Origin of the sequence: Microcoleus sp. FACHB-831, assembly GCF_014695585.1 — a bacterium.
In the GTDB taxonomy this organism is placed as follows: domain Bacteria; phylum Cyanobacteriota; class Cyanobacteriia; order Cyanobacteriales; family FACHB-T130; genus FACHB-831.
In genome coordinates this window covers 26,582-48,225 of sequence record NZ_JACJON010000066.1, presented here as the reverse complement: position 1 = coordinate 48,225, position 21,644 = coordinate 26,582, and the positions used below count along the sequence as shown (strand labels likewise).

Below are 21,644 nucleotides of genomic sequence, written 5' to 3'. Positions count from 1 at the left end.
CGTTCATCGCGGCTGGAATCTCTTTTGTGAAGGAAAATGTCTCTTTTTATACAAAAATAGCCTTTTTATCTCCGTAATTTCCGATTGTGACAGTTGTGGGTGCGGAATGTGGGTTTTAGCGCGTTACGCCTTGTACGACAGGACGGACGCCACTACCCTCGAAAGGTTCTGGAGTGCCTCTCCAGTTAAAGTCATTAACTCTAAAGCTGAGCGAACCAAGCTGTAAAACTGGGTTATAGCGCAGGAGTACGTTGTAGGTGCGGCGGCTGTATTCCAGAAAGTAGTCGGTACTGATGTCTTGCCCAGTATCTAAATTAATAGATGTTTGGAAACCAGCACGGAATGGCCCCCAAAGTTGCTGCGTTAGTCCAGCAGAAAGCACTCTAGTATCGCTTATTCGATCGAACAAGAAAGGCGATATGCCACTGCGGACGCTTTGAGAGTAGCTGAGATTAAATCCGGTGTAGTCCAGAAAAGGTCGGGAAAAGTGGCCAATTTGTCCGTATAGGGCGACTGTACCGCTGAGCGAATTTTGGCTATCACCGCTACTGTAAGCAGTACCAACACCTGTGAGGCTTGTACCCACCACTAGGGAAGGAACTACGGGTGCTGGTGTGTAGCGCATCCCCTCGGTCGGAGTAGCAGGCAAGGCTTTACCCTGCCAGAGTGTAAAGTAGCGGCTAAGGCTAGCACTGGCTTGATAGCGAGATAAGTTAACGCGATTGTTGGTGCGGATTGGTTCTAACAAGTCAATGCGGTCGGTGTCGGAGTTGATATACGCTGCGCCTAGTTGATAGCTGAGGTTGATACCGCTTCTACCCAACGGAATTACAGGAGAAGTCAGGACAGCGCCTAGATTGCTCTGGACGGTTTGAAAGCCGAGGGAGCCGTTGAACAAGCGATCGCGGTAGCTGTATTCCAGGTTTAAGGTATGAGGTAGCTTGGTACCAACGATCTGCCGCAGTCGCAAACTTGCCCGCGTGTTGTTTTCAAACAGGCTGGGGTTGAGGGTAAGAAATTCTGCACGTCCCGTTATCTCTGTGCGCGGGCTGAGGGTTACATCCAGTCTGGATTTTAAACCAAAGTCAGATGGGTCGATAAATTTCCCTACTCCTGGCTGATCGGGAGCTGGGTTAACAAAAAAACCAAGCCCAACCGCTCTTTGCACAAAATACTGTGGCGTGACGCGAAATCGCACTTTGGGGGTGTTAATTATGTCAAAGGTGCGCTCGACAAACAGACCTCCTCGATCGGTGCCATCAAAGCCGAAGTTGACAATAGCAGGTTCGCGTTCGCGCCTGTCAAGCAATATCCGATCTTGAAATATCGGCAGCGAAAAACCCTGGTCAAAAACTATGCGGGAGCCAGTGGTTGTAATCTCGTCCACCTGTGGCTCTAAATTCCTAAATCTGGCTGTGTCTGCCCGTACTTCCAACTCTGGGGGTGAAAATGGGTCGTTAGTAAGCCTAATATTAGTAGCTCTCCAGCTTTCTGAGTCGAAGTCCACTTTTTCGGCTTTAAACCGCACTCGGTTAATTTGCCCGCCTGTTTCTGGACGAGCCAGGTTTTCGGCTTGCCTGCCACTACCCACGGCAAAGGTATAGCCACCTGGGTTGGTTATCTGTTGTAGCGGTTGATTTTGGATAATGCGATCGCTCAGGGGTCGTTGTGGCAAACCCGCTGCACCCACGTCGTTGGGTAAGGTGGCTGAGAAATCTGCCCCGGTTCGCGGTTGATAAATTTCGCCGCTGGCGTTCAAAATGGTGCCGCTATCCTGGACGAAGAAATAATCAAAGCGATCGCCCCGCAGCACTTGCTCGCCCCGACGCAGAGACACGTTGCCCGTCGCTACCATAATCCGGTTGGGCAAGTTCACCTCTAGTCTGTCTGCATCAAGAATGGCATTTTGAAACCGCATCACAACATTGCCCTCGGCTGTGATGACTTGTCGCTCTTCGTCGTACTCTTGCCGATCTGCTGTTAATTCAATCGCCCCCTCTAAGCTGATGCTATTACTGGGCTTGGCGGGCGGCCTTTTCCCGTCTGTACTAGGTTTAGTAGATGGCTGTTGCCTATCCTGCACTGGCGGCGGGGCTGTAGGTGCGGGCGGATTCTGTTGAGGCAGTGGGGCTGTTTGTGGCTGAGGTGTAGCTTGGCCGCCTTGCGTTGCTCCACCAGGCTGTATTTCAAATGTAGGTGTGGTAGAGCGATCGCCTTGCGTTGCTCCACCAGGCTGTATTTCAAATGTAGGTGTGTTTTGGCCTCCCCCCGGCGTTCCTTGTGGCTGCTGCGGAGTTACCTGGGGGTTATCGGAAGCGGGTGGTGTATTAATCTCGAATTGTCTAACGTCTCCACCGCGCTCTTGAGTCAGCAGACGGGTGACTGGTGGGGATTGTTTTTTGCTTGCTCCTCCCTCTGAGGAAACGGGCTTAGCCTCCCACAATCCTGATATTTCTCTGCGTACTTCTGTCTTTGCAGGCGATCGCCGATTAGCAATTAAAGCTTGAGAAGCACCCCTGGCTATCGTTCCCTGGCTCTGATTAGGAAGGCCATTACTTTCCGGTGTGGCTGCGGGTGTCAGCTCTTTAAGCAGGTTAGTTCCCGATGCTACAGAATACTTGACTTCTGGAGCCATTTGTGAAGTTTGATTTGCTACAGAAGTGCCTGCTGGTAGAATCTGATGGCCTACGGAAATGGCTGGCCCTAGCAGAGATGCACTCTTAGCCACTTTCAAAGGAGAAGCTTCAGGCGCAAATGTTTCCGGCTGTGTCGGGGAAGCGAGGGCTACCTTTGACAGCGTGCGGTTCGATACCGACGTGCGGGAAATTTTTGTAGAGACTTTGCAGTTTACATCTCTACATTGCGGCGCGGCAAATGCCTGGGTCGGTAAGTTCGCAACAATAACAGGCGGTTCAGGCGGCGGGACTGGGTGGGGCATTTTTCAACAACAGTGGTCAAACTGACAGTCCGGGCGCATGACCTCAACCGCAACGGTAAATTTTAGGCGTGGCATGGCCACGCCTTACGACGGACTGAGATAACAAGCGATCGCGCTGTCTATTCTAGATCTCTGCGTCCGGGGTTCCGGGCAGGATCGCTTGATAGGAATCCAAAGATAAACAGCAGCGAGAAGAAGGCAACGACAATATAAACTGTAACTTTGAGGGTCAGCATAGCAGTATCTACTCCAGACAGGAAAGACTGAACGTTGGTGTCTTAAAGGACATACAACTTTCTCATAATACCGAAATATTGCTTCATTTTTGGTCTGGAGTTTTTTTAACAACTGTTGACCTCAAGCAGTGAGGATGGCGATCCCTGATGGCTGCTAGCCTGTTGTGACGATGGATTGGTGTTATAAGTTTCCGTTACGGGGGCGATCGCCAAGGTTGCAAGTCAAAAGGCTAAATTTAAAAGAAAGAAAAGCTATGCGCTTTAAGGCTTTTGACCAGTGCTTATAGGGAAATTAAATGTGGAATAGCTTACTGGGGCGATCGCTACTTAAGCTGCTCTTAATTATCTATCGCCCGTTGCACCTCATCAAGTTGCATGCGGCGAATGCTGGATTATAATTTTCTGCGCGTTCTCAATTTCACTCCAGCTTTTTCAGATATTAAAGCATCTGCGTGAGGTTGGTAAATGAAACATTTTAAACCGTAATTACCTACAAAACTTATTTTCTATAGGTTCTTAATTTAAAAATGGGTAATTAAAAACGCTCGCAATACGAGAATATCTAATCGTTTGGAATAGCAGAAAATACCTTATTTGCAATAATTTTAAAATTAACATAGAAATAGACTCCAGAGAGTTTAGTAGGGTAAATACAATTAAATAAATCGCAGAAGACGTAAACTTTAAATGGACTATAGTATTTTATGGAAAAAGGCCAAAAAGATGGAGGGTTTTATATACCAAGTTTATAAATGATATTCCAGTTATAGCGGCGATCGCTCCCATTGATACGGTTGAGCGGTAGGGGGACAAAGCTTGGCGTTACTAAAGATTTATCTGAAAATTGAAAATCAGTATAAAACCTAAAATAAGTAATAATTTTGACTAATTGGCGCTGGGGATGTATGGGAAATAGCACGATAAATTGAGGCGATAAAACAGGGGCGTCCAGTAATTATGCCAAAGCCAGGGTTGAAAAAATTAATCTTCACGCTGGTATCGTGGCGAGTAAATTGACAATTTTCGCTTATTCTGGGCAAGAGGGCGATCGCATATAAAGGAACTGCGCTGTATTGCCCATACGAAAATAACAGCAAAATGCGAGCAGGAAAACTTTTTGTGGAAAAGGGCGATCGCGTTTTCCCACAAAAAGTATTAAGAGTGACTAGAAAACGCCTCAACAGAGGTGACAATAACTAAAACAGGACTTAGAGGCTTAGTTGATGCAGCCGATTCGGACATTTAACGTATCCCCCGCTTTACCACCGCGACTCGAACCGTTACGAAAACTGGCTTTCAACCTGCACTGGGATTGGAACGTCGAAACTAAAGAGTTATTTCGTCGCCTAGACCGCGATTTGTGGGAATCAAGCCGCCACAATCCAGTTTTGATGCTGGGAACCATCTCTCAAAAGCGACTAAAGGAAGTTGCTGAAGATGAAGGCTTTGTTGCCCAAATGGAAAGAGCAGCGATGCAGCTAGACAACTACCTAAGCGATCGCCACTGGTATCGCAAGAGTAGAAGTCAGCAATCAGAATGCTACGCCTATTTTTCTGCTGAATTTGGATTGTGCGATTGCCTGCCCATCTACTCTGGGGGCTTGGGCGTACTTGCTGGAGATCACCTGAAATCTGCATCTGACCTGGGTTTGCCTCTCGTAGGCGTCGGCTTGCTCTACCAAGAAGGTTATTTTTCCCAACAACTAAGCGCCGATGGCTGGCAGCAAGAACGCTACCCCATCAACGACTTCTACAATATGCCGCTACACCTAGAGCGGAATCCTGACGGGTCAGAATTGCGGATAGACGTGCCGTTTCCAGGGCGTACCGTCTATGCTCGCGTGTGGCGCGTGCAAGTGGGAGTTGTACCTCTTTACCTGCTAGATACAAACATCGAGCCAAACGCGGAATACGACCACAACATCACCGACCAACTCTATGGTGGCGACCTGGATATCCGCATTCACCAAGAAATATTGCTTGGTATCGGCGGCGTGCGGATGCTCAAAGCGTTGGGACTGAAACCGACGGTCTACCATATGAACGAGGGGCATTCGGCGTTCTTGTCTCTAGAACGCATCCGGATGCTGATGGAAGAAGAAGGACTGAGCTACAACGAAGCTAAGCAAGTAGCAATTTCCAGCAATATTTTCACTACGCATACGCCCGTACCCGCTGGAATTGATAAGTTCAGCGGAGAGATGATTCTCCATTATTTGGGACATTACGGCGATCGCTTTGGCTTATCTAAAGAAGAATTTCTGTCTGTGGGACGGGAAACCCCTGGCGATTTGGCAGAACCCTTCAGCATGATTATCCTGGCAATGAATATGGCCAGCTTTGTCAATGGTGTCGCCCAGTTGCACGGGTTAGTCTCGCGGCGGATGTTCCACAGTTTGTGGAAAGATTTCCCCTTAGATGAAGTGCCGATTACAGCGATTACCAACGGCGTACACGCCCGCAGTTGCGTGTCGAAGCCAACTCAGGAGTTATACGATCGCTACCTTGGCCCCCAGTGGTCTGATGCAGCCGTTGACGATCCTTTGTGGGAGCGGGTGAAGTCGATTCCAGATGAGGAGTTGTGGCGCAATCACGAGCGTCAGCGCTCAGAAATGGTGGTGTTTGTGCGGGAGCATATGGTAAGGAAGTTGCGCGATCGCAGTGCTTCTCCTGCTGAAATTGCCCAAGCGCAGGAAGTGCTAGACCCATTTGCGTTGACGATTGGTTTTGCTCGTCGCTTTGCGACATATAAGCGGGCTACTCTATTTCTGCGTAACCTCGACAGAATTAAGAAAATTTTGGCTGGGGACAAAAACCGCCGCGTGCAGTTCTTATTTGCTGGGAAAGCTCATCCCAAGGATATTCCAGGAAAAGAGCTGATCCGCAATATCGTCCACTTTGCGCGGGAACAAGGGATGAGCGCCAGCGTGGTGTTTGTGCCAGATTACGATATCTACGTGTCGCGGTTGATGGTTGCTGGCTGCGATGTCTGGCTGAATACGCCCCGCCGTCCCCGCGAAGCATCGGGTACATCGGGGATGAAAGCTTCGATGAATGGTTTGCCTAACCTCAGCGTGCTAGATGGTTGGTGGGATGAGGCGGATTACGTGCGTACTGGTTGGCCGATTGGTCACGGGGAAGACTACGACGACCTAGCATATCAAGATGATGTGGAATCGTCTGCGCTGTACGACACGATTGAAAATGAAGTTGTGCCGTTGTTCTACGACCGCGATGAGTTTGGAATTCCCCGCAAGTGGATTGCCAAAATGAAGGATGCGATTCGGTTGAATACACCGTTCTTTAATACAGCGCGGATGGTGCGCGATTATGGAATGCGGGGATATTTTCCAGCAAGCGATCGCTACTTTGCTATGACTGCTAACAACTACGCTCCAGCTAAAGAGTTATCTTCTTGGAAGCGTAAAGTTAATGAGAATTGGTACGACATCAAAATTGAGGCGGTTGATGTTTCCGAACCATCCCAGATCATGGTAGGTCAAACGATTTCTGTCAAAGCGCGGATCGACCTTAACAAACTACAACCAGAGGACGTACAAGTTGAACTTTACCAGGGTTCAATTGATGCATCTGGTCAGATTGTTAATGGCATTCCTGTTGTGATGGAACACCAAGGTTCTGACCAACAGGGTATTAGCGTTTACACTTCAAATATCTTGTACTCTTCGAGTGGTTTGCAAGGTTTGTCTCTGCGCGTGTTACCCAAACACAAAAATGTCAGCAGTACTTTTGAATTGGGATTGATGCGCTGGGCGTAATGATTTTGGATTTTGGATTTTGGATTTTGGATTAATAATCTAAAATCTAAAATCGATTGGGGATGACGATGTAGCCTGTCGTGCGATCGCCCAGTACCAAGTTACGCTCTAATCCCCAATACCACCAGTGCGCTGCGACATAAGCACAGATGAGACTATCTAGTTGATCTTCTAATGCTTTGAGGGCTGCACCTGTTAGGTAATTTTGGATTTTTGATTTTGGATTTTCGATTAAAGGCTGATTTGGAATTTTTGAACATTCTATATTTTCACCAGCAACACCCAATCCAAAATCTAAAATCGAAAATCTAAAATCAGGCTTGAGGCTTGGTTGGAGATTGGGCAAGATATTTACAATGTACTGGTAGAGTTTGATTAGTTCTAATTGACGCTCTGCCAGTTTTCCTTTTTTATACTTAAGAATGCGTTCTAAGCCGAATAAATTTACTATGGCTGGGTGGGGAAATACTTCGATTTGATATCTATCCCGTTTTTGGGGTTCTATTATTGGTGCGTGTACGAATCCGCGAGTTTCTAGTTGTAATCCAAATTCTACTGTGCGTTGTGCGAAGGGTAGACCGAGGTTTGCTGGATAGCAACCTGCGTGATATTTTCCAAAATGTTTGTGGGCGAGTTTGTCTGGTAGTCGCATCCCTGTAGCGTTGGGGATGAGTGTGGGTGCGTCTACAGCGATTATGGCGGGTTCTGTTGGCGGTGCGGTTGTATCAATCCAGTCGAGGATATCTGCGATCGCATCTATTCGAGTTAAATCTACTATTTGCAGTTTTCCATCTTGCGGGGATAAACAACAACATCCGCTAGGTTGCGATCGCCACCCCAAATCTATCCCGATAAATTTCATTGTTTATATCCCTGTTTCTGTTTCACCCGCAGGCTAGAAGCCTGCGGCTATATTAACAATCGCTGGGAATTAATGGTGCGATCGCGCTTCTGCATCAGTTACGAGTCTGAGTTATTGGAGGCGGAGATTGTGGTGCTTCATCTGACAAAATGACTTTTCCAATCAAAAGTGTGAAGAAGATAACTATTGCCAAACCAATAACATTGGGATAGTTATCGCTGCAACTATTGCGAAAGCCAAGTTTTTTACTAAGCGTATAAGGCGCTTGTTTCTACTTGCGTCTCCTAAGTCTACCTGGGACAATTCTTTAGCTGCCCACTTTTCCATGCAGGCCATCACCCGCTATTTTTCTCTTCTCTCAAAACTATACCTATCAAGCCTTTCAAGATTATTTTAAGTCGTTTGTCTCATTGTTAAGAAAGATGTGGGTAATGGATAAGCCCGCAAGCGAAGAGGAGGGGGGATCGAAGTGACCTAGATAGAGGCTTTGGTTCTATGCGTTCATTTTGAGTCATCTGCTAATGTCTGATTAGATACCTGATATTTGATTTTCCTCGATTTGTGAAACGCGATCGCATTCCTGCAACGGTTGCATTGTGTAGAAATTTGTTGAGATTTTTAGAAACGCTACAAAGCCCGTGTATCCTTGATTTCGCTTAATAAAACGGTGCAAAACAAGGAAGAAACATGAACCAAGATAAACGTCAGGCTTACTGGCGTGCTAATACGGCTTTAATTCGGAATTTGCTGATTGTGTGGGCGCTAGTGTCAATCGTATTCAGCATTCTGCTAGTTGAACCATTAAACGCGGTGCGTCTGGGTGGCGTTCCCCTCGGCTTTTGGATGGCGCAACAGGGGTCTATCTATGTCTTTGTGGTGCTGATATTCATCTACGCCGTGCAGATGGACAAACTGGATCGCAAATATAATATCGACGAATAGGGGAGAATCATGTCTGTTGAAGTCTGGACTATTTTGTTGGTCAGTCTCTCCTTCATTGCATACCTGTATATTGGTTGGCAGTCTCGCGTCAAAGTTAGTGCTGATTTTTTCGTAGCTGGAAGAGGAGTTCCCGCGATCGCTAACGGTGCGGCTACTGGTGCTGATTGGATGTCGGCGGCTTCGTTTATCTCGATGGCGGGGTTAATCTCGTTTCTGGGTTACGACGGTTCGGTTTACTTGATGGGTTGGACTGGTGGCTACGTGCTTTTGGCGTTATTACTAGCACCTTACCTGCGTAAATTCGGTAAATATACCGTACCTGATTTTGTGGGCGATCGCTATTATTCCAACGTTGCTCGTTTAGTAGCAGTTGTAGCCGCGATTTTCATCTCGATGACTTATGTCGCCGGACAGATGCGCGGTGTGGGAATTGTTTTCAGCCGCTTTCTTCAAGTAGACATCAATACTGGCGTGATTATTGGGATGATAATTGTCGCCTTTTTCTCCGTTCTGGGGGGAATGAAAGGCATCACTTGGACTCAGGTTGCACAGTATGGGGTGTTGATTTTCGCCTACTTAATCCCAGCGATCGCTCTCTCATTCTTGCTCACTGGCAACCCCATCCCCCAACTGGCGTTTACTTTCAGCGACATCGTTGAGAAACTCAACCAAGTTCAGCTAGATCTCGGTTTCCAAGAGTACACAAAACCCTTTGTGAATCAGTCGCAGTTGGATGTATTGTTTAGCACCATCGCGTTGATGGTGGGAACTGCGGGGCTGCCCCATATCATTGTGCGATTTTATACTGTTCCTGATGTGAGAGCGGCACGCTACTCAGCAGGTTGGGCGTTGCTGTTCATCGCCATACTCTACACTACTGCACCTGCTTTATCTACCTTTGCCCGGTACAACCTGATCGATACCTTGCACAACAAAACTATTGAAGAGGTACGTCAGCTAGACTGGGTGAACAAGTGGGAAAATACCAAGCTGTTGACCTTTGAGGACAAAAATGGCGATGGACGCATCCAGCTAACACCTGATAAAACTACGAACGAGATTGGTATCGACCGCGACATCATCGTGCTATCAACTCCGGAGGTAGCGAAACTGGCTCCTTGGGTAATTGCTTTGGTGGCGACGGGAGGACTGGCGGCGGCTTTGTCTACGGCTTCGGGATTGCTGCTGGTGATTTCCAGTTCTATCGCCCATGATATCTACTACCGCATTATTAACCCTGGAGCCTCGGAAGCTCGGCGGGTGATGTTCGGTCGGATTATGATTGGATTTGCGATCGCTGTTGCTGGATATTTTGGCGTCAATCCCCCAGGCTTTGTCGCTCAAGTAGTCGCTTTTGCTTTTGGTTTGGCGGCTGCAAGCTTTTTCCCAATTATTATCTTAGGCATCTTTGACAAACGCACGAATCGGGAAGGCGCGATCGCGGGGATGTTAGTAGGTTTAATCTTCACCATCTACTACATCGTTGGAGTCAAATTCTATGGAATGCAACCTTGGTTTTTTGGCGTATCGCCTGAAGGAATTGGCACCTTGGGGATGCTAATCAACTTTGTAGTTACCTGGGTTGTTTCTCGCCTGACTCCACCACCGCCACCGGAAATTCAAGAAATGGTGGAAATGCTACGGACTCCTGGTGGAGAAGCACCTGTAGAAGTAAGCCATTAATATCAATAAACAACACAATCAGCAGCCCTCAGACGAGGGCTTTTTTGTTGGTATGGAATTAACAGCAGCGATCGCATCCCAATAGTTTTTTGTTAACTTGGGGAATTAGGAATTGCTCTGGGATTGCGCGAGCGCGCCCCCACAAAACTTACGGAGAGTCTTAAATAAGACTCTCCCAAGTAACTTTTTCTAACGCGAAGTTAGCGCAGCCTGTCTTAGTCTTCGGTACTGCTTTTGTTTATACTTCGACAGGGGAGCAGCCATTAGTAAAATTTTCTCCAGCAGCCAAGGCGCAATGCGATCGCACCACACTGCTAAATGACTTTGCCATCCCACTAATATTTCCGGCGATTCTCTATTCAATCCGGCGACAAGCCCCTTAGCTACTTTCTGGGGAGTCATCGGTACTACCCACCTAAACCAATGTAATTCTCGCACCATGTCAGTATCAGTTAAAGATGGTAGCAACGCCATCACTTTGATATTGTGTTCAGCTAACTCCCCGCGCAAGGCTTGGGTAAACCCTACAATCGCAAACTTCGTAGCTGAATAAGTCGCCATCGTCGGCGCTGCAATTTTTCCCATCAAGCTAGAAACGTTAACAATTGTCCCTTCTCGTTGTGCTGCCATGCGTCGGGCGACTAGACGAGTCATGGTGTACATTCCCATTAAATTAATGGCAATTTCTTGTTGAACATCAGGCAATTGTGTTTTCAAGAAAGGCGCTTGATGTGCAACTCCAGCACAGTTGACTAATAAATGAATTGGCCCGTGATTTCGCCAAGCTTGCGCGATCGCAATATTTACTTCTACTATCTGAGACAGATCCAAAGCCAGCGTCACGACTTGGGTACCAAACGCTTCTATCTCCCTGCCAACTTCATCTAAACGCTGGCGATCGCGTGCCACAAGCAGCAGCTTTTTCGCTCCTTGTTGCGCTAATTCTAGGGCGATCGCTCTGCCAATTCCACGCGACGCCCCCGTAATTAAAACCGTTTTTCCTTGAACGTTCATTGCTTAAAGTCTCCATAGTTGAGGAGTCACTGCGTCCGCCATATATGCCGCACTTAAATATTTTGCAGATGCAATATGAAAGCATGGGGCAAATACAAGCAGTGAATCGTAATTCAGGTATGAATTGGACTAATTCTTTGAGAGCAAGACATTTCTCACTAATCTTGCAGGGAACACTTTTGCTTTTATACAAACCTGAGAAATGTCTATCAGTAAAATTGGGTGAAGTTGAGTCTAACTGGCAACATACTAGGTTTGCATTGAGTACCAAAATGCACCAGTCTTAAGCGCAGCCAAACTATCAACAACAATATTTCTCCTTCGTCTTGCAAGAAAGTTGGCAGCGAGCCGTTAGAGAAATATTTTTAGGCATTTCTGGACTCAGTTAATCGGTGAACAGCCAATATTGATGTATAGCATTGATGGCACGTCTCCTAAATACGAACATTTACCAGAAGTAACTGCTTAAGCACACCTTAACAAGTATTTCAACGACCCGCAATATTTATTTATAAACTTTGTGTGACGTTTTTGTTACAAAGCTGCAATTCTCTTTCATAAATGCATAGATATTTTCTAGGTAAAACTTCTAGCTTTTGAGGGATGATGCGGAGCGTCGTCGTAGAGCGATCGCCCTCTTATCCGGAATCCTTTATAATGCATAAGTAGTAATACTTAACCCGTTAGGATGACCCATTGGCAGGAATCGGTATTCACTAGGTACCTGGCAACCTAGAACATAAGAAATCCACGAACACCAAAAAGCCATGTCCAAGCTATTTGAACAAAATTCAGCACAATCCGCAGATATGCGCTCTGCTGTCAGCACAAAAATCTGGGGCATAGCAGTTGGGATGATAGCAATTTGCATTCCGCTTTCAGCCGTTACTAAGAGCGGGCCAATTATTCCCCTAGCCGTTATCGCCAGCGCTGCTGCTAGCACCGTTGCCATTTGGGGTTCTGATAAAAAATCCGCCTACTCCTTGCAACCTCATCAGGTACAAGCGCTCTTAGAACGCATCGATAACTTAGAAACAATTGTTGGCGTTGATGATATGGATTTGCAGTTGAGAATCAAACAGTTAGAGACGAGCGATCGCAAATACTAATATTTCCAGCCTTAGCGCTGCGTTTAGTTGATTTACCACTAGATAGATGACAATGCTTGTTTTTTTCAGTAATATCACTGATATAGATTGTTAGGGTGCAAACAAACAGATGATGAAAGCCAAAATACTTATGGGTTTGAGCGCAACCGTATACTTATTAGCCAGCGTTGCTCTAGCTGCCCATCTCTTCAACTTTACTCCCGCATCCGCTGACACTGCTGAACAAATTAACGAACCGATTCAACAAGCTAGTACCCAGTTGCAACCCTAGAAGCTAGGCCTATTTCAGTGAAAACGCTGCTACGCTCCATAGTAGTTAGCACGATAAGAATTTACGCAGATAAGTGGGATCGGTCGTGAGGCGCAAAGCTGCTTATGTCAAACGTAGGTATCGAGGGCAGCTTAAGATTTTAGATTTTATCTGGCTCAATTAATAACGCTGGTAAAACTCATCCCTTTAGCAGAGTAAGAAAAATTTCTAGTGGGATAGAACAGAGCGTAAGTTGTTTACAATCTACACTGTAATGCAAACTAGCAGCGTTAATTCCTTAGCCCAGACAATTGCTATAGACTCTATTAGTGCATATCAAAAGTATATTTCCCCCCGGAAAGGGTTTTCTTGTGCCCATAGAGTTTTGCACGGTGGCTATTCTTGCTCGGACTATGTAAAAAGCGTCTTGGGCGAGCAAAGTTTGATGTCAGCAGTGGGTATATCTCTGCAAAGGTTCCGCAGTTGTAACGAGGCGAGCCAAACTTTGAGAGCGACGAAAGCGACTGGTGGCTGTATTATCATTCCTTGCTGCTTGCCGTTTTAGTTTCAATGGCTAAAAGGCATTAATTTACAGTTACATACGCGACAAAAATTGAAATCTTGAGAAATATTATTTTGCAGTATTAGATAGTAGAAGTAGCTGCAAAAGAAAAGCGATCGCTCCCTTTGAAAGAAAAGCGATCGCCAGATTTTCAACTAAATAACCGATTAGACTATAGCCAGTTGCTTAAGCTGCATTCCTGAAGGGAATTTGCCGCTACGCAACCATTCATCCAACTCAGCAGGTGATTGAGCGCGATTGAGTTGCTCGCGCAATGTTGGCCCTTCTAAGACTTCTTTTTGCAGCAGCGTTTGCGCCGTTTCTTCCAACAAGTCCCGGTTAGTGTCGAGAATTGTTAAGGCAATGTGATGCGCTCCATCAATAGTTTCCTTGACTTGCCGATCTATCTGCTCTGCAACTTTGGGACTAACCGAGCGGCGCGGATTGCCGTAACCTTCGATAAACTGTTGCTGCGGCTTCTCAAAAGCAACGGGGCCAAGTTCATCGCTCATACCGTAGAGAGTAACAGCGCGTTCGGCTAAATCTGTTGCTTTTTGAATGTCGTCGCTAGCGCCAGTTGACACCTTACCGAAGATTATTTCTTCCGCAGAACGACCGCCTAAAAGAGTAGCAATGCGACCGCGAATTTCATCTTCCACCATCAAGAAGCGGTCTTCTTCTGGCATTTGTAGAGTGTAGCCAAGCGCTCCTACACCGCGAGGGACGATGGAGATTTTTTCCACCTTACCCGCTCCCGGCATCAAAGCACCGATAATAGCGTGACCGACTTCGTGATAAGCGACAGTTTTCTTTTCAATTTCGTTGAGTACGCGCGATCGCTTCTCTAAACCAGCCACAACTCGCTCTAGCGCTTCGTTGAAGTCTGCCATCATCACGGCGTCGCGGTTCTGACGTGCCGCCAGCAGCGCCGCTTCGTTGACCAAATTAGCCAAATCCGCACCAGCAAAGCCAGGAGTGCGAGCGGCAATTACGCTTATTTGGACTTCATCAGACAATTTGACAGTTCTGGCGTGGACATTGAGAATGGCTTCCCGACCAATTTTATCAGGGCGGTCTACAACAACTTGGCGGTCAAAGCGACCCGGACGGCGCAAAGCTGGATCTAGGACTTCCGGACGGTTAGTGGCGGCGACGATAATTACGCCAGTATTGCCGTCAAAGCCATCCATCTCGGTGAGCAACTGGTTGAGGGTTTGTTCGCGTTCGTCGTTACCGCCAACAAAGCCACCAGCACCGCCGCGAGATTTGCCTAGTGCGTCTAATTCGTCGATAAAGACGATACAAGGAGATTGTTTTTTGGCTTGTTCAAATAAGTCGCGGACTCGTGCAGCACCAACGCCGACGAACAACTCAATGAACTCAGAGCCAGAGATACTGAAGAACGGGACGCTTGCTTCACCAGCGATCGCCTTTGCTAGCAGCGTCTTACCAGTTCCCGGAGGGCCGACCAGCAGCACGCCTTTGGGGATTTTAGCTCCCAGACGGGTGTATTTCCCGGCGTTTTTCAAGAAATCGACAATTTCTTGTAGTTCCGCCTTGGCTTCATCGACGCCAGCGACATCGGTAAACTTGATCCCAGTGCTGCCTTCTGAGTAAATTCGCGCCTTACTTTTACCTACAGTCAAGGCAGCGCCACCAGCACCTCCACCCCGGTTCATCAGCCAGCCCCAGATGCCGAAGAAAATCACGGGGGGAACAACCCAACTCAGGAGAGTGCCGATCCAGCCGTTGGTGTCAGGAGCAGGTGCGCCAAACTGGACGTTATGATCCCGCAGAATTTTGGGCAGATCTAGATCGAGTGCTACGGGTGTAGTGACAAAGGCTTGAGGTGGTAAGGTGTTATCGCCAGTCGGCTGCGATTTCAGCACATACTCGATGCGATCGCCACCAACAATAGCCCGGTCAACCTTATTTGCTTCTACTTGTGCAATAAAGTCACTGTAGGCAACTTGGGGAGGACGGGGGCCAAAAGTGGGAATGATAAAGTTTAACAGTAGCAGGACTGTCAGTAGAATCAATAAACTACCACCAAACAGCCTGGGCTTGGGAGTTTTGATAGGACGTTTGTTATTAGTTTCAACAGGCATGATTTATCTGATGGTTTAGCTACTGGAGTTATTGTAGAAAGCAAGATGCGATCGCTCCGTTCGGTGTCTACCCCTACTTCAATCCGTATTGCCGTACAACTACATGGGAAATCAGGCTGGATTCATTTTCAAGGTGCTAGTTATCTCTGCTGCACTGTCAATTTTAATTAAGTACGGCGGTGGGGCATTATCTATTGCTCCGACATCAGCTAATGTATTGATTGCTGTGTTTTTACCCGCACTAATTATGGCTGGAGTTCTAGGCTGGCGGGCGTGGCAAGGCGGGCAAGTGCATTGAGCCCCCGGATGCTCAATCCCCTGTTGTGGCTAAGCCCAAAGAAGCTAGGCGAAGATGCCAATATCGGCTAATCTAGCTGAATTGAATGGGAATTGTTGCCAGATAGCCTGGGAGTCTTCATCTGTGAATTTAGGTCAGTGGATTGGTTTACTAGCTGTCGTTATTTCGTTTTACGTACTGTGGCAAATTAGGCAAGTGCTGCTGCTGGTGTTTGTCGCTGTTGTGTTAGCGACTGCCTTGAACAGGCTAGCGCGGTGGCTGCAAAGCAAGCGTGTACCCCGGCTCTTGGCTGTACTGCTGTCGGTGGGAATTTTAGCAAGCGCCATCACAGGATTTTTCTTGCTGATTGTGCCGCCGTTCGCTGCTGAATTTCAAGAATTGACGACAACGAAGTTTCCCCAAGTGTTAGCACTGGTAAGCGATTGGCAAAATCAGTTGAGAAGCAGGCTTCCAGCGCAGTTGCTTCCTTACATACCAGATGTTGATAGTTTGGTGCAGCAACTCCAGCCTTTTCTAAATAGGCTCTTGGGAGGCTCGGTAGCAGTTTTTTCAGGCTCGCTGGGAGTTGTCCTCAATTTGTTGCTGGTGCTTGTTTTGACCATAATGCTGTTAGTCAATCCCCAAGCTTACCGCAAGGCGTTTTTGAGGTTGTTTCCGTCGTTCTATCGGCGTCGGGCGGATGGCATTCTTTCTGAGTGCGAAGTATCGCTAGGGGCATGGCTGGGCGGCGCTTTTATCAGCATGAGCGTTATTGCCATATTGAGTTGGCTTGGACTGACAATTTTAGGAATAAGATTGGCGATCGCTAGTGGCGTTTTGGCAGGATTGCTGAATTTTATTCCCAATATTGGCCCGACTTTAAGCGTTGTATTGCCAATGGGAATTGCTCTTTTAGATGCCCCTTGGAAATCAGTTTTTGTTTTGGCTCTTTATATTATCATTCAGCAGTTTGAAAGCAATTTACTAACACCCTATATCATGTCGCAACAGGTATCTCTGTTACCAGCTGTGACGTTATTATCTCAACTTGTTTTTACTACAGCTTTTGGCTCTTTAGGACTGCTAATGTCCATACCTCTAACTGTTGTTGCTCAGGTTTGGATAAAAGAAGCCTTAATCAAAGATATTCTTGATAAATGGGGCAGTGATAATAAAAACGATGTGGAGATAGTTGTCGTCGCTGACTCTGCTGAATTACCTGAGTCTTCAAAGTTGCCTGCCGTAGCAACAAAAACAGGAGATAATCCTAACGGGGATGATGTTACCGACAAAACATAGATTTGCAGAGAAATCAAGAGTTAAGTAAAAGTTGAATATTGTTTAAATCTAGCTTCTTGGCATAACACTTGTCGAGGAGCGGATGGTTATAGGAAAAATGCTGCTTTTATTTGTCTAAGCCGTAACATTATCTAAAATTACTCCAACTTTCCAGGCAAATGCAATTTTCATACTGGGGATGGGAATCCTAAATTTAGGAAAAGGCTTTCAAAATGGCGGAATAAAATGAACCTAGAAAAATCAAGCGAGCGTTGGGCTAAACTCGTAGCGGCGATTGCGAGCAAAATTCCCATCTATTCTAGATGGTTACCTGTTTGTATTGGGATGGGAATCTCCGCAGCTAGTCTGTTGCTTTGGCAAGGATTGCTGGCTGACGAGCGATCGCAAATTCAGCAGATGATGCAAGCCGAATCCTCAAAGGTAAAAACCCAATTTACAACTCAGCTCAACGCTCGAATATCGGCGTTAGTAAGGATGTCCAAACGCTGGGAGATACGCGGCGGGACTCCCAAACCTGAGTGGGAAGCTGATGCACAGATTCATATAAATGACTACAAAGGTTTCCAAGCCATCGAGTGGATAGACTCATCATTCAAGGTGCGCTGGATTGTCCCCCTAGCAGGAAACGAAGCAGCCCAAAACTTAAAGCTAAATTTTGAGGAGCGACGCCGTAGGGCTTTAGAAGCAGCGCGAAATAGTGGTGATGTTACAGTTACGGGTTCTATAAATTTAGTTCAAGGCGGTAAGGGGTTTTTAGTTTACGTTCCGATTTTCCAAAAGCAAAAATTTGACGGTTTTATTGCGGGAGTGTTTCGAGTTGAGCAATTGCTAGATACCATCTTGGACGATCAGCTTCTACATGGATACTCTTTGGTTGTATTTGATGGAAAGGAGGAAGTATACAGGTTTAACAGGGTTAACAAACAAACCGACTCGAAATGGAGTGAGGAAATAAAAATAGATTTATATGGCGATCGCCACGATCCAGAATTAGCAGGACACCCATATTGGCGAGTCGTGGTTGAGCCAACATCAGAGTTACTAGAAAAAGAGCGATCGCTCCTACCCAAAGTAGCGTTAATTGGTGGGTTGCTAATAGCGTGGATGTTAGCGTTGGCGGTTTATCTTGCCCAAAAATCCCAACGGCGCTCCAAACAAGTTGAACTTGCCAACCAAAAACTAGAAAAAGAAATCACCGAGCGTCAGCAAACAGAGGAAGCTTTGCAAAGACAGCTAATGGCTGTGGAAGCCGCAATGGACGGCATCGCCATTATTAATAGTAACGGCGAGTACCTTTACCTGAATAAGGCTTATATCAATCTGTTTGGATACAGTTCTGCCGCAGAATTATTAGGCAAGAAATGGCAAGAACATTACAACCAAAAAGAAATAGAGCGTTTGGAGCGCGAATTCCTTCTCAGCGTGCGGTCAAAAGGTTACTGGCATGGCGAAGCAACTCCTAGAAAAGGAGATGGCAGCACCTTTGTCCAAGGTATTTCTTTGACAGCGATCGCAGATGGGGGAATGGTTTGTGTTTGCCGTGATATAAGCGTGCGAAAGCAGGCCGAGAACGAACTCCAAATAGCTAAAGAAATGGCCGAAGCGGCGGCGCGAGCCAAGAGCGAGTTTCTGGCAACTATGAGCCACGAAATCCGCACGCCAATGAACGGCGTGATCGGCATGACAGGTTTATTGCTCGATACCAAGCTAACTTCTGTACAACAAGATTTTGTGGAAACAATTCGCACCAGCGGCGATGCTTTGCTGACAATTATTAACGAAATCCTAGATTTCTCTAAAATCGAATCTGGTAAATTGGAATTAGAAGAACAAACTTTTAATCTGCAAATTTGTATTGAAGAATGTCTAGACTTACTAGCTCAACAAGCCACCCAAAAAGGTTTGGAACTTGCTTATATAATTTCTCCTCCAACCCCAACTGCAATTGTGGGAGATGCTACCAGATTACGCCAAATTATAGTTAATTTACTTGGTAACGCCGTTAAATTTACCGAATTAGGGGAAGTTGTTGTTTCAGTAACAGCCCAGCCTTTAGATGCCATTGCTAACGAAAAACTGCCAACTGAGTACGAGATTCAATTTGCGATCGAAGATACTGGTATCGGTATTCCAGAAGTCAGGATGAATCGCTTGTTTAAGGCATTTAGCCAAGTAGATTCTTCCACTACTCGCCAATTTGGTGGCACGGGTTTAGGCCTTGCTATTAGCAGACGATTGAGCGAACTGATGGGCGGTACTATGTGGGTAGAAAGTGGAGGTAAAGTGGGTGGAAATCCCTCTGCTAATTTTGCGTTAGATGCTAACCAGGCTCTGAACAGGTCAAAGTCTAAAGTTGAGGAGCCTTGCGAGGAAAGCGCTGTAAATTTACATCCAAAATTTAACCATGGTTCTACTTTTTATTTCACTATAGGCGCTAAATCAGCAGATGCCCAATCTTGCCCAGGTGAGTTACAACCAACTCATTCTCAGTTAAAGGGCAAGCGAATGCTAATTGTTGATGATAATGCTACTAATAGGCAAATTCTCACTCTACAAGCCCATAACTTCGAGATGATTTCCCGGGGTGCTAGCTCGGCTGCTTATGCTTTGGAATTACTGCGTCAAGGTGAGACATTTGATATCGCGATCCTCGATATGCAGATGCCCCAAATGAATGGCTTAGAGCTAGCCGCAGCCATACGCCAGATGCCGGGATGTGAAGAATTGCCTTTAGTAATGTTGACTTCGATAGGTAGATCAGAATCTAGTTTTCATTGTTCACCAGTAAAGTTTGCAGCGGTTTTGAATAAGCCTATTAAACAATCACAATTACGCAATGTTTTGAGTAGTATTTTATGCAAGCAATTCGTTCCTTTTAAAGAAAACAGCCCTAATCCTTCTCAATTTGACAACAAATTAGGAGAACGTTTACCGCTACGGATTTTGTTAGCGGAAGATAATCCTGTTAACCAGAAAGTTGCTTTGCATTTGTTGCGAAGATTGGGGTATAGGGCAGATGTAGCAGGGAATGGATTGGAGGTGCTAGAACAGCTACGCATCATGTCTTATGATGTGGTGCTAATGGATGTACAAATGCCAGAGATGGATGGTTTGACAGTATCTCGACTGATATGTAAGCAATGGTTGCCAACTGAACGTCCTCGAATTATTGCCATGACAGCGAATGCTATGGAGAGCGATCGCCAGGAATGTTTTGATGCAGGCATGGATGACTATATCAGCAAACCAATTAGGGTAAATGAGGTAATTGAGGCTCTTAGCAAATGTCAGCCCCAGACAGCAAGTAAACCTATAAGTCCTCTGGATGCAAAAACTTTACAAGCGTTAAGAGAAATAGGGGGCGGAGATGATTTAAATTTGTTGGCTGAGATAATTGATAGTTATTTGGCAGATGCTCCCCAACTGCTTGCAGTAATTAAAGCGGCGATCGCTCAACAAGACGCCAAGGCTCTACAACAAGCAAGTCATACTCTCAAGTCCACCAGTGCTGTATGTGGCGCGATCGCTTTCTCGCACTTGTGCGAAGAATTAGAGTTAATGGCAAGAAGCAGCGCTATCTCAGGTGGATTAGACAAATTTTCGCAGCTTGAAGCTGAGTACCAAAAAGTTACAACTGCTTTGGAAATAGAACTTCAACAATGTGGTAAAACCTCATAAAACTCTTATTTAATTATTAATAAAGGCATCTACTTTGGCTTACGACAACACTTGCAAATATCTGGCTGAAGAATATCCAGCGGATTTTGTCGGCTGGCTGCTTTCAGACAGCACCTCAGACATCCAGGTACTGAAAACTGAACTCAGCCTAGATCCGATTCGCGCCGATTCTGTCATATTTATCAAAATTGGCAACAAAATTCTCCACCTAGAATTTCAAACCCAGCCACAATCTAATCCACCTATTGACTTCCGAATGCTCGACTACTACACCCGACTAAAGCGGGAATATGGGTGTCAAATCGAGCAGGTGGTGATTTTTTTACAGCAAACCACTTCAGAGATTGTTTTTAAGCATGAGTATTTAGACACCAACACCAGACACGGATATCGAGCTATGCGAATGTGGGAGGAAAATCCCGCACCACTGCTGGCTAATCCTGCGTTACTACCCTTCGCTACTTTGGCTCGAAGCAACTCGCCCAATACTTTATTAGAGCAAGTTGCCGCACGGGTGGATATGATCGAGGAAACTGACGAGCGACGCAATATTTCGGCTTGTGCAGAGGTTCTGGCTGGTTTGCGGTTTGAAAAAAATCTGATTCAAGAGCTGTTTAGAGAGGAAGTTATGCAGGAATCTGTAATTTATCAAGATATCCTTCAAAAGGGCGAGCAACGAGGAAAGCAACAAGGAAAGCAAGAGGAGGCGTTAGCACTGATTATGCGCCAACTCCCGCGACGAATTGGCGCGATCGCCCCCGATCTCGAAGAACGCATTCGCGGGTTATCCCTTTTTCAGTTGGAGGAGTTGGCGGAGGCGCTGTTAGATTTCTCCGCTGCAAATGATTTAACTGTGTGGCTAGACGCTAATTCCTAAGTACGCGAGCGCCACGCTAAACCGATGCAG

Annotated in this window: 16 protein-coding genes; 10 read left to right on the top strand and 6 right to left on the bottom strand. The window is 46.3% G+C overall.

From position 1 onward, the window contains the following. Positions 1-115: 115 nt before the first annotated feature. Positions 116-2,938 (bottom strand): DUF3769 domain-containing protein, encoded by a 2,823-nt coding sequence (locus tag H6F77_RS18750; protein ID WP_190490070.1) that lies wholly within the window; start codon positions 2,936-2,938, stop codon positions 116-118. 119 nt (positions 2,939-3,057) lie between these two features. Next, positions 3,058-3,174, bottom strand: a complete 117-nt coding sequence (locus H6F77_RS18745; protein WP_190490069.1) for a photosystem II reaction center protein I — start codon at positions 3,172-3,174, stop codon at positions 3,058-3,060. Positions 3,175-4,397: 1,223 nt separating this feature from the next. On the opposite strand from H6F77_RS18745, the gene glgP reads away from it, so the two are divergent. Beyond that, positions 4,398-6,953 carry an alpha-glucan family phosphorylase gene (glgP, locus tag H6F77_RS18740; RefSeq protein ID WP_190490068.1) on the top strand — a complete coding sequence of 852 codons (2,556 nt, stop codon included), beginning with the start codon at positions 4,398-4,400 and terminating at the stop codon, positions 6,951-6,953. 46 nt (positions 6,954-6,999) lie between these two features. Here the strand turns inward: glgP and H6F77_RS18735 are convergent, their stop codons facing one another. Both H6F77_RS18735 and H6F77_RS28490 read right to left on the bottom strand, forming a co-directional pair. Then, positions 7,000-7,815 carry a DUF429 domain-containing protein gene (locus tag H6F77_RS18735; protein ID WP_190490067.1) on the bottom strand — a complete coding sequence of 272 codons (816 nt, stop codon included), beginning with the start codon at positions 7,813-7,815 and terminating at the stop codon, positions 7,000-7,002. 183 nt (positions 7,816-7,998) lie between these two features. Continuing rightward, positions 7,999-8,142, bottom strand: a complete 144-nt coding sequence (locus tag H6F77_RS28490) for a transposase DNA-binding-containing protein (RefSeq protein WP_190490066.1) — start codon at positions 8,140-8,142, stop codon at positions 7,999-8,001. A gap of 360 nt (positions 8,143-8,502) precedes the next feature. Between H6F77_RS28490 and H6F77_RS18725 the strand changes: the two genes are divergently transcribed. Together H6F77_RS18725 and H6F77_RS18720 are read left to right on the top strand one after the other, a co-directional pair. After that, positions 8,503-8,757 carry a DUF4212 domain-containing protein gene (locus H6F77_RS18725; RefSeq protein WP_190490065.1) on the top strand — a complete coding sequence of 85 codons (255 nt, stop codon included), beginning with the start codon at positions 8,503-8,505 and terminating at the stop codon, positions 8,755-8,757. A 9-nt stretch (positions 8,758-8,766) separates the two neighbouring features. Beyond that, positions 8,767-10,440 carry a sodium:solute symporter family protein gene (locus H6F77_RS18720; RefSeq protein WP_190490064.1) on the top strand — a complete coding sequence of 558 codons (1,674 nt, stop codon included), beginning with the start codon at positions 8,767-8,769 and terminating at the stop codon, positions 10,438-10,440. Between the two features lie 189 nt (positions 10,441-10,629). Here the strand turns inward: H6F77_RS18720 and H6F77_RS18715 are convergent, their stop codons facing one another. Next, positions 10,630-11,454 carry an SDR family NAD(P)-dependent oxidoreductase gene (locus H6F77_RS18715; RefSeq protein ID WP_190490063.1) on the bottom strand — a complete coding sequence of 275 codons (825 nt, stop codon included), beginning with the start codon at positions 11,452-11,454 and terminating at the stop codon, positions 10,630-10,632. 767 nt (positions 11,455-12,221) lie between these two features. On the opposite strand from H6F77_RS18715, the gene H6F77_RS18710 reads away from it, so the two are divergent. From H6F77_RS18710 to yidD, 3 genes are all read left to right on the top strand, one after another. After that, complete coding sequence (locus tag H6F77_RS18710) at positions 12,222-12,563, top strand: hypothetical protein (RefSeq protein WP_190490062.1); 342 nt, start codon at positions 12,222-12,224, stop codon at positions 12,561-12,563. Positions 12,564-12,672: 109 nt separating this feature from the next. Continuing rightward, positions 12,673-12,834: a hypothetical protein gene (locus H6F77_RS18705; RefSeq protein ID WP_190490061.1), complete on the top strand. Its 162-nt coding sequence runs from the start codon at positions 12,673-12,675 to the stop codon at positions 12,832-12,834. A 253-nt stretch (positions 12,835-13,087) separates the two neighbouring features. Continuing rightward, positions 13,088-13,378, top strand: coding sequence for a membrane protein insertion efficiency factor YidD (gene yidD / locus H6F77_RS18700; RefSeq protein ID WP_190490060.1), 291 nt, complete (start codon positions 13,088-13,090; stop codon positions 13,376-13,378). Positions 13,379-13,542: 164 nt separating this feature from the next. Here the strand turns inward: yidD and ftsH are convergent, their stop codons facing one another. Then, complete coding sequence (ftsH, locus tag H6F77_RS18695) at positions 13,543-15,483, bottom strand: ATP-dependent zinc metalloprotease FtsH (RefSeq protein ID WP_190490059.1); 1,941 nt, start codon at positions 15,481-15,483, stop codon at positions 13,543-13,545. Between the two features lie 103 nt (positions 15,484-15,586). Between ftsH and H6F77_RS18690 the strand changes: the two genes are divergently transcribed. From H6F77_RS18690 to H6F77_RS18675, 4 genes are all read left to right on the top strand, one after another. After that, the gene (locus H6F77_RS18690) at positions 15,587-15,781 is read left to right on the top strand and encodes a hypothetical protein (RefSeq protein ID WP_190490058.1); all 195 of its coding nucleotides are present in this window, start codon (positions 15,587-15,589) and stop codon (positions 15,779-15,781) included. A gap of 54 nt (positions 15,782-15,835) precedes the next feature. Continuing rightward, positions 15,836-17,059 carry an AI-2E family transporter gene (locus H6F77_RS18685; RefSeq protein WP_199321418.1) on the top strand — a complete coding sequence of 408 codons (1,224 nt, stop codon included), beginning with the start codon at positions 15,836-15,838 and terminating at the stop codon, positions 17,057-17,059. Positions 17,060-17,284: 225 nt separating this feature from the next. Further along, positions 17,285-20,737 carry a response regulator gene (locus H6F77_RS18680; RefSeq protein WP_190490057.1) on the top strand — a complete coding sequence of 1,151 codons (3,453 nt, stop codon included), beginning with the start codon at positions 17,285-17,287 and terminating at the stop codon, positions 20,735-20,737. A gap of 34 nt (positions 20,738-20,771) precedes the next feature. Next, the gene (locus H6F77_RS18675) at positions 20,772-21,614 is read left to right on the top strand and encodes a DUF4351 domain-containing protein (RefSeq protein ID WP_190490056.1); all 843 of its coding nucleotides are present in this window, start codon (positions 20,772-20,774) and stop codon (positions 21,612-21,614) included. Positions 21,615-21,644: the final 30 nt, after the last annotated feature.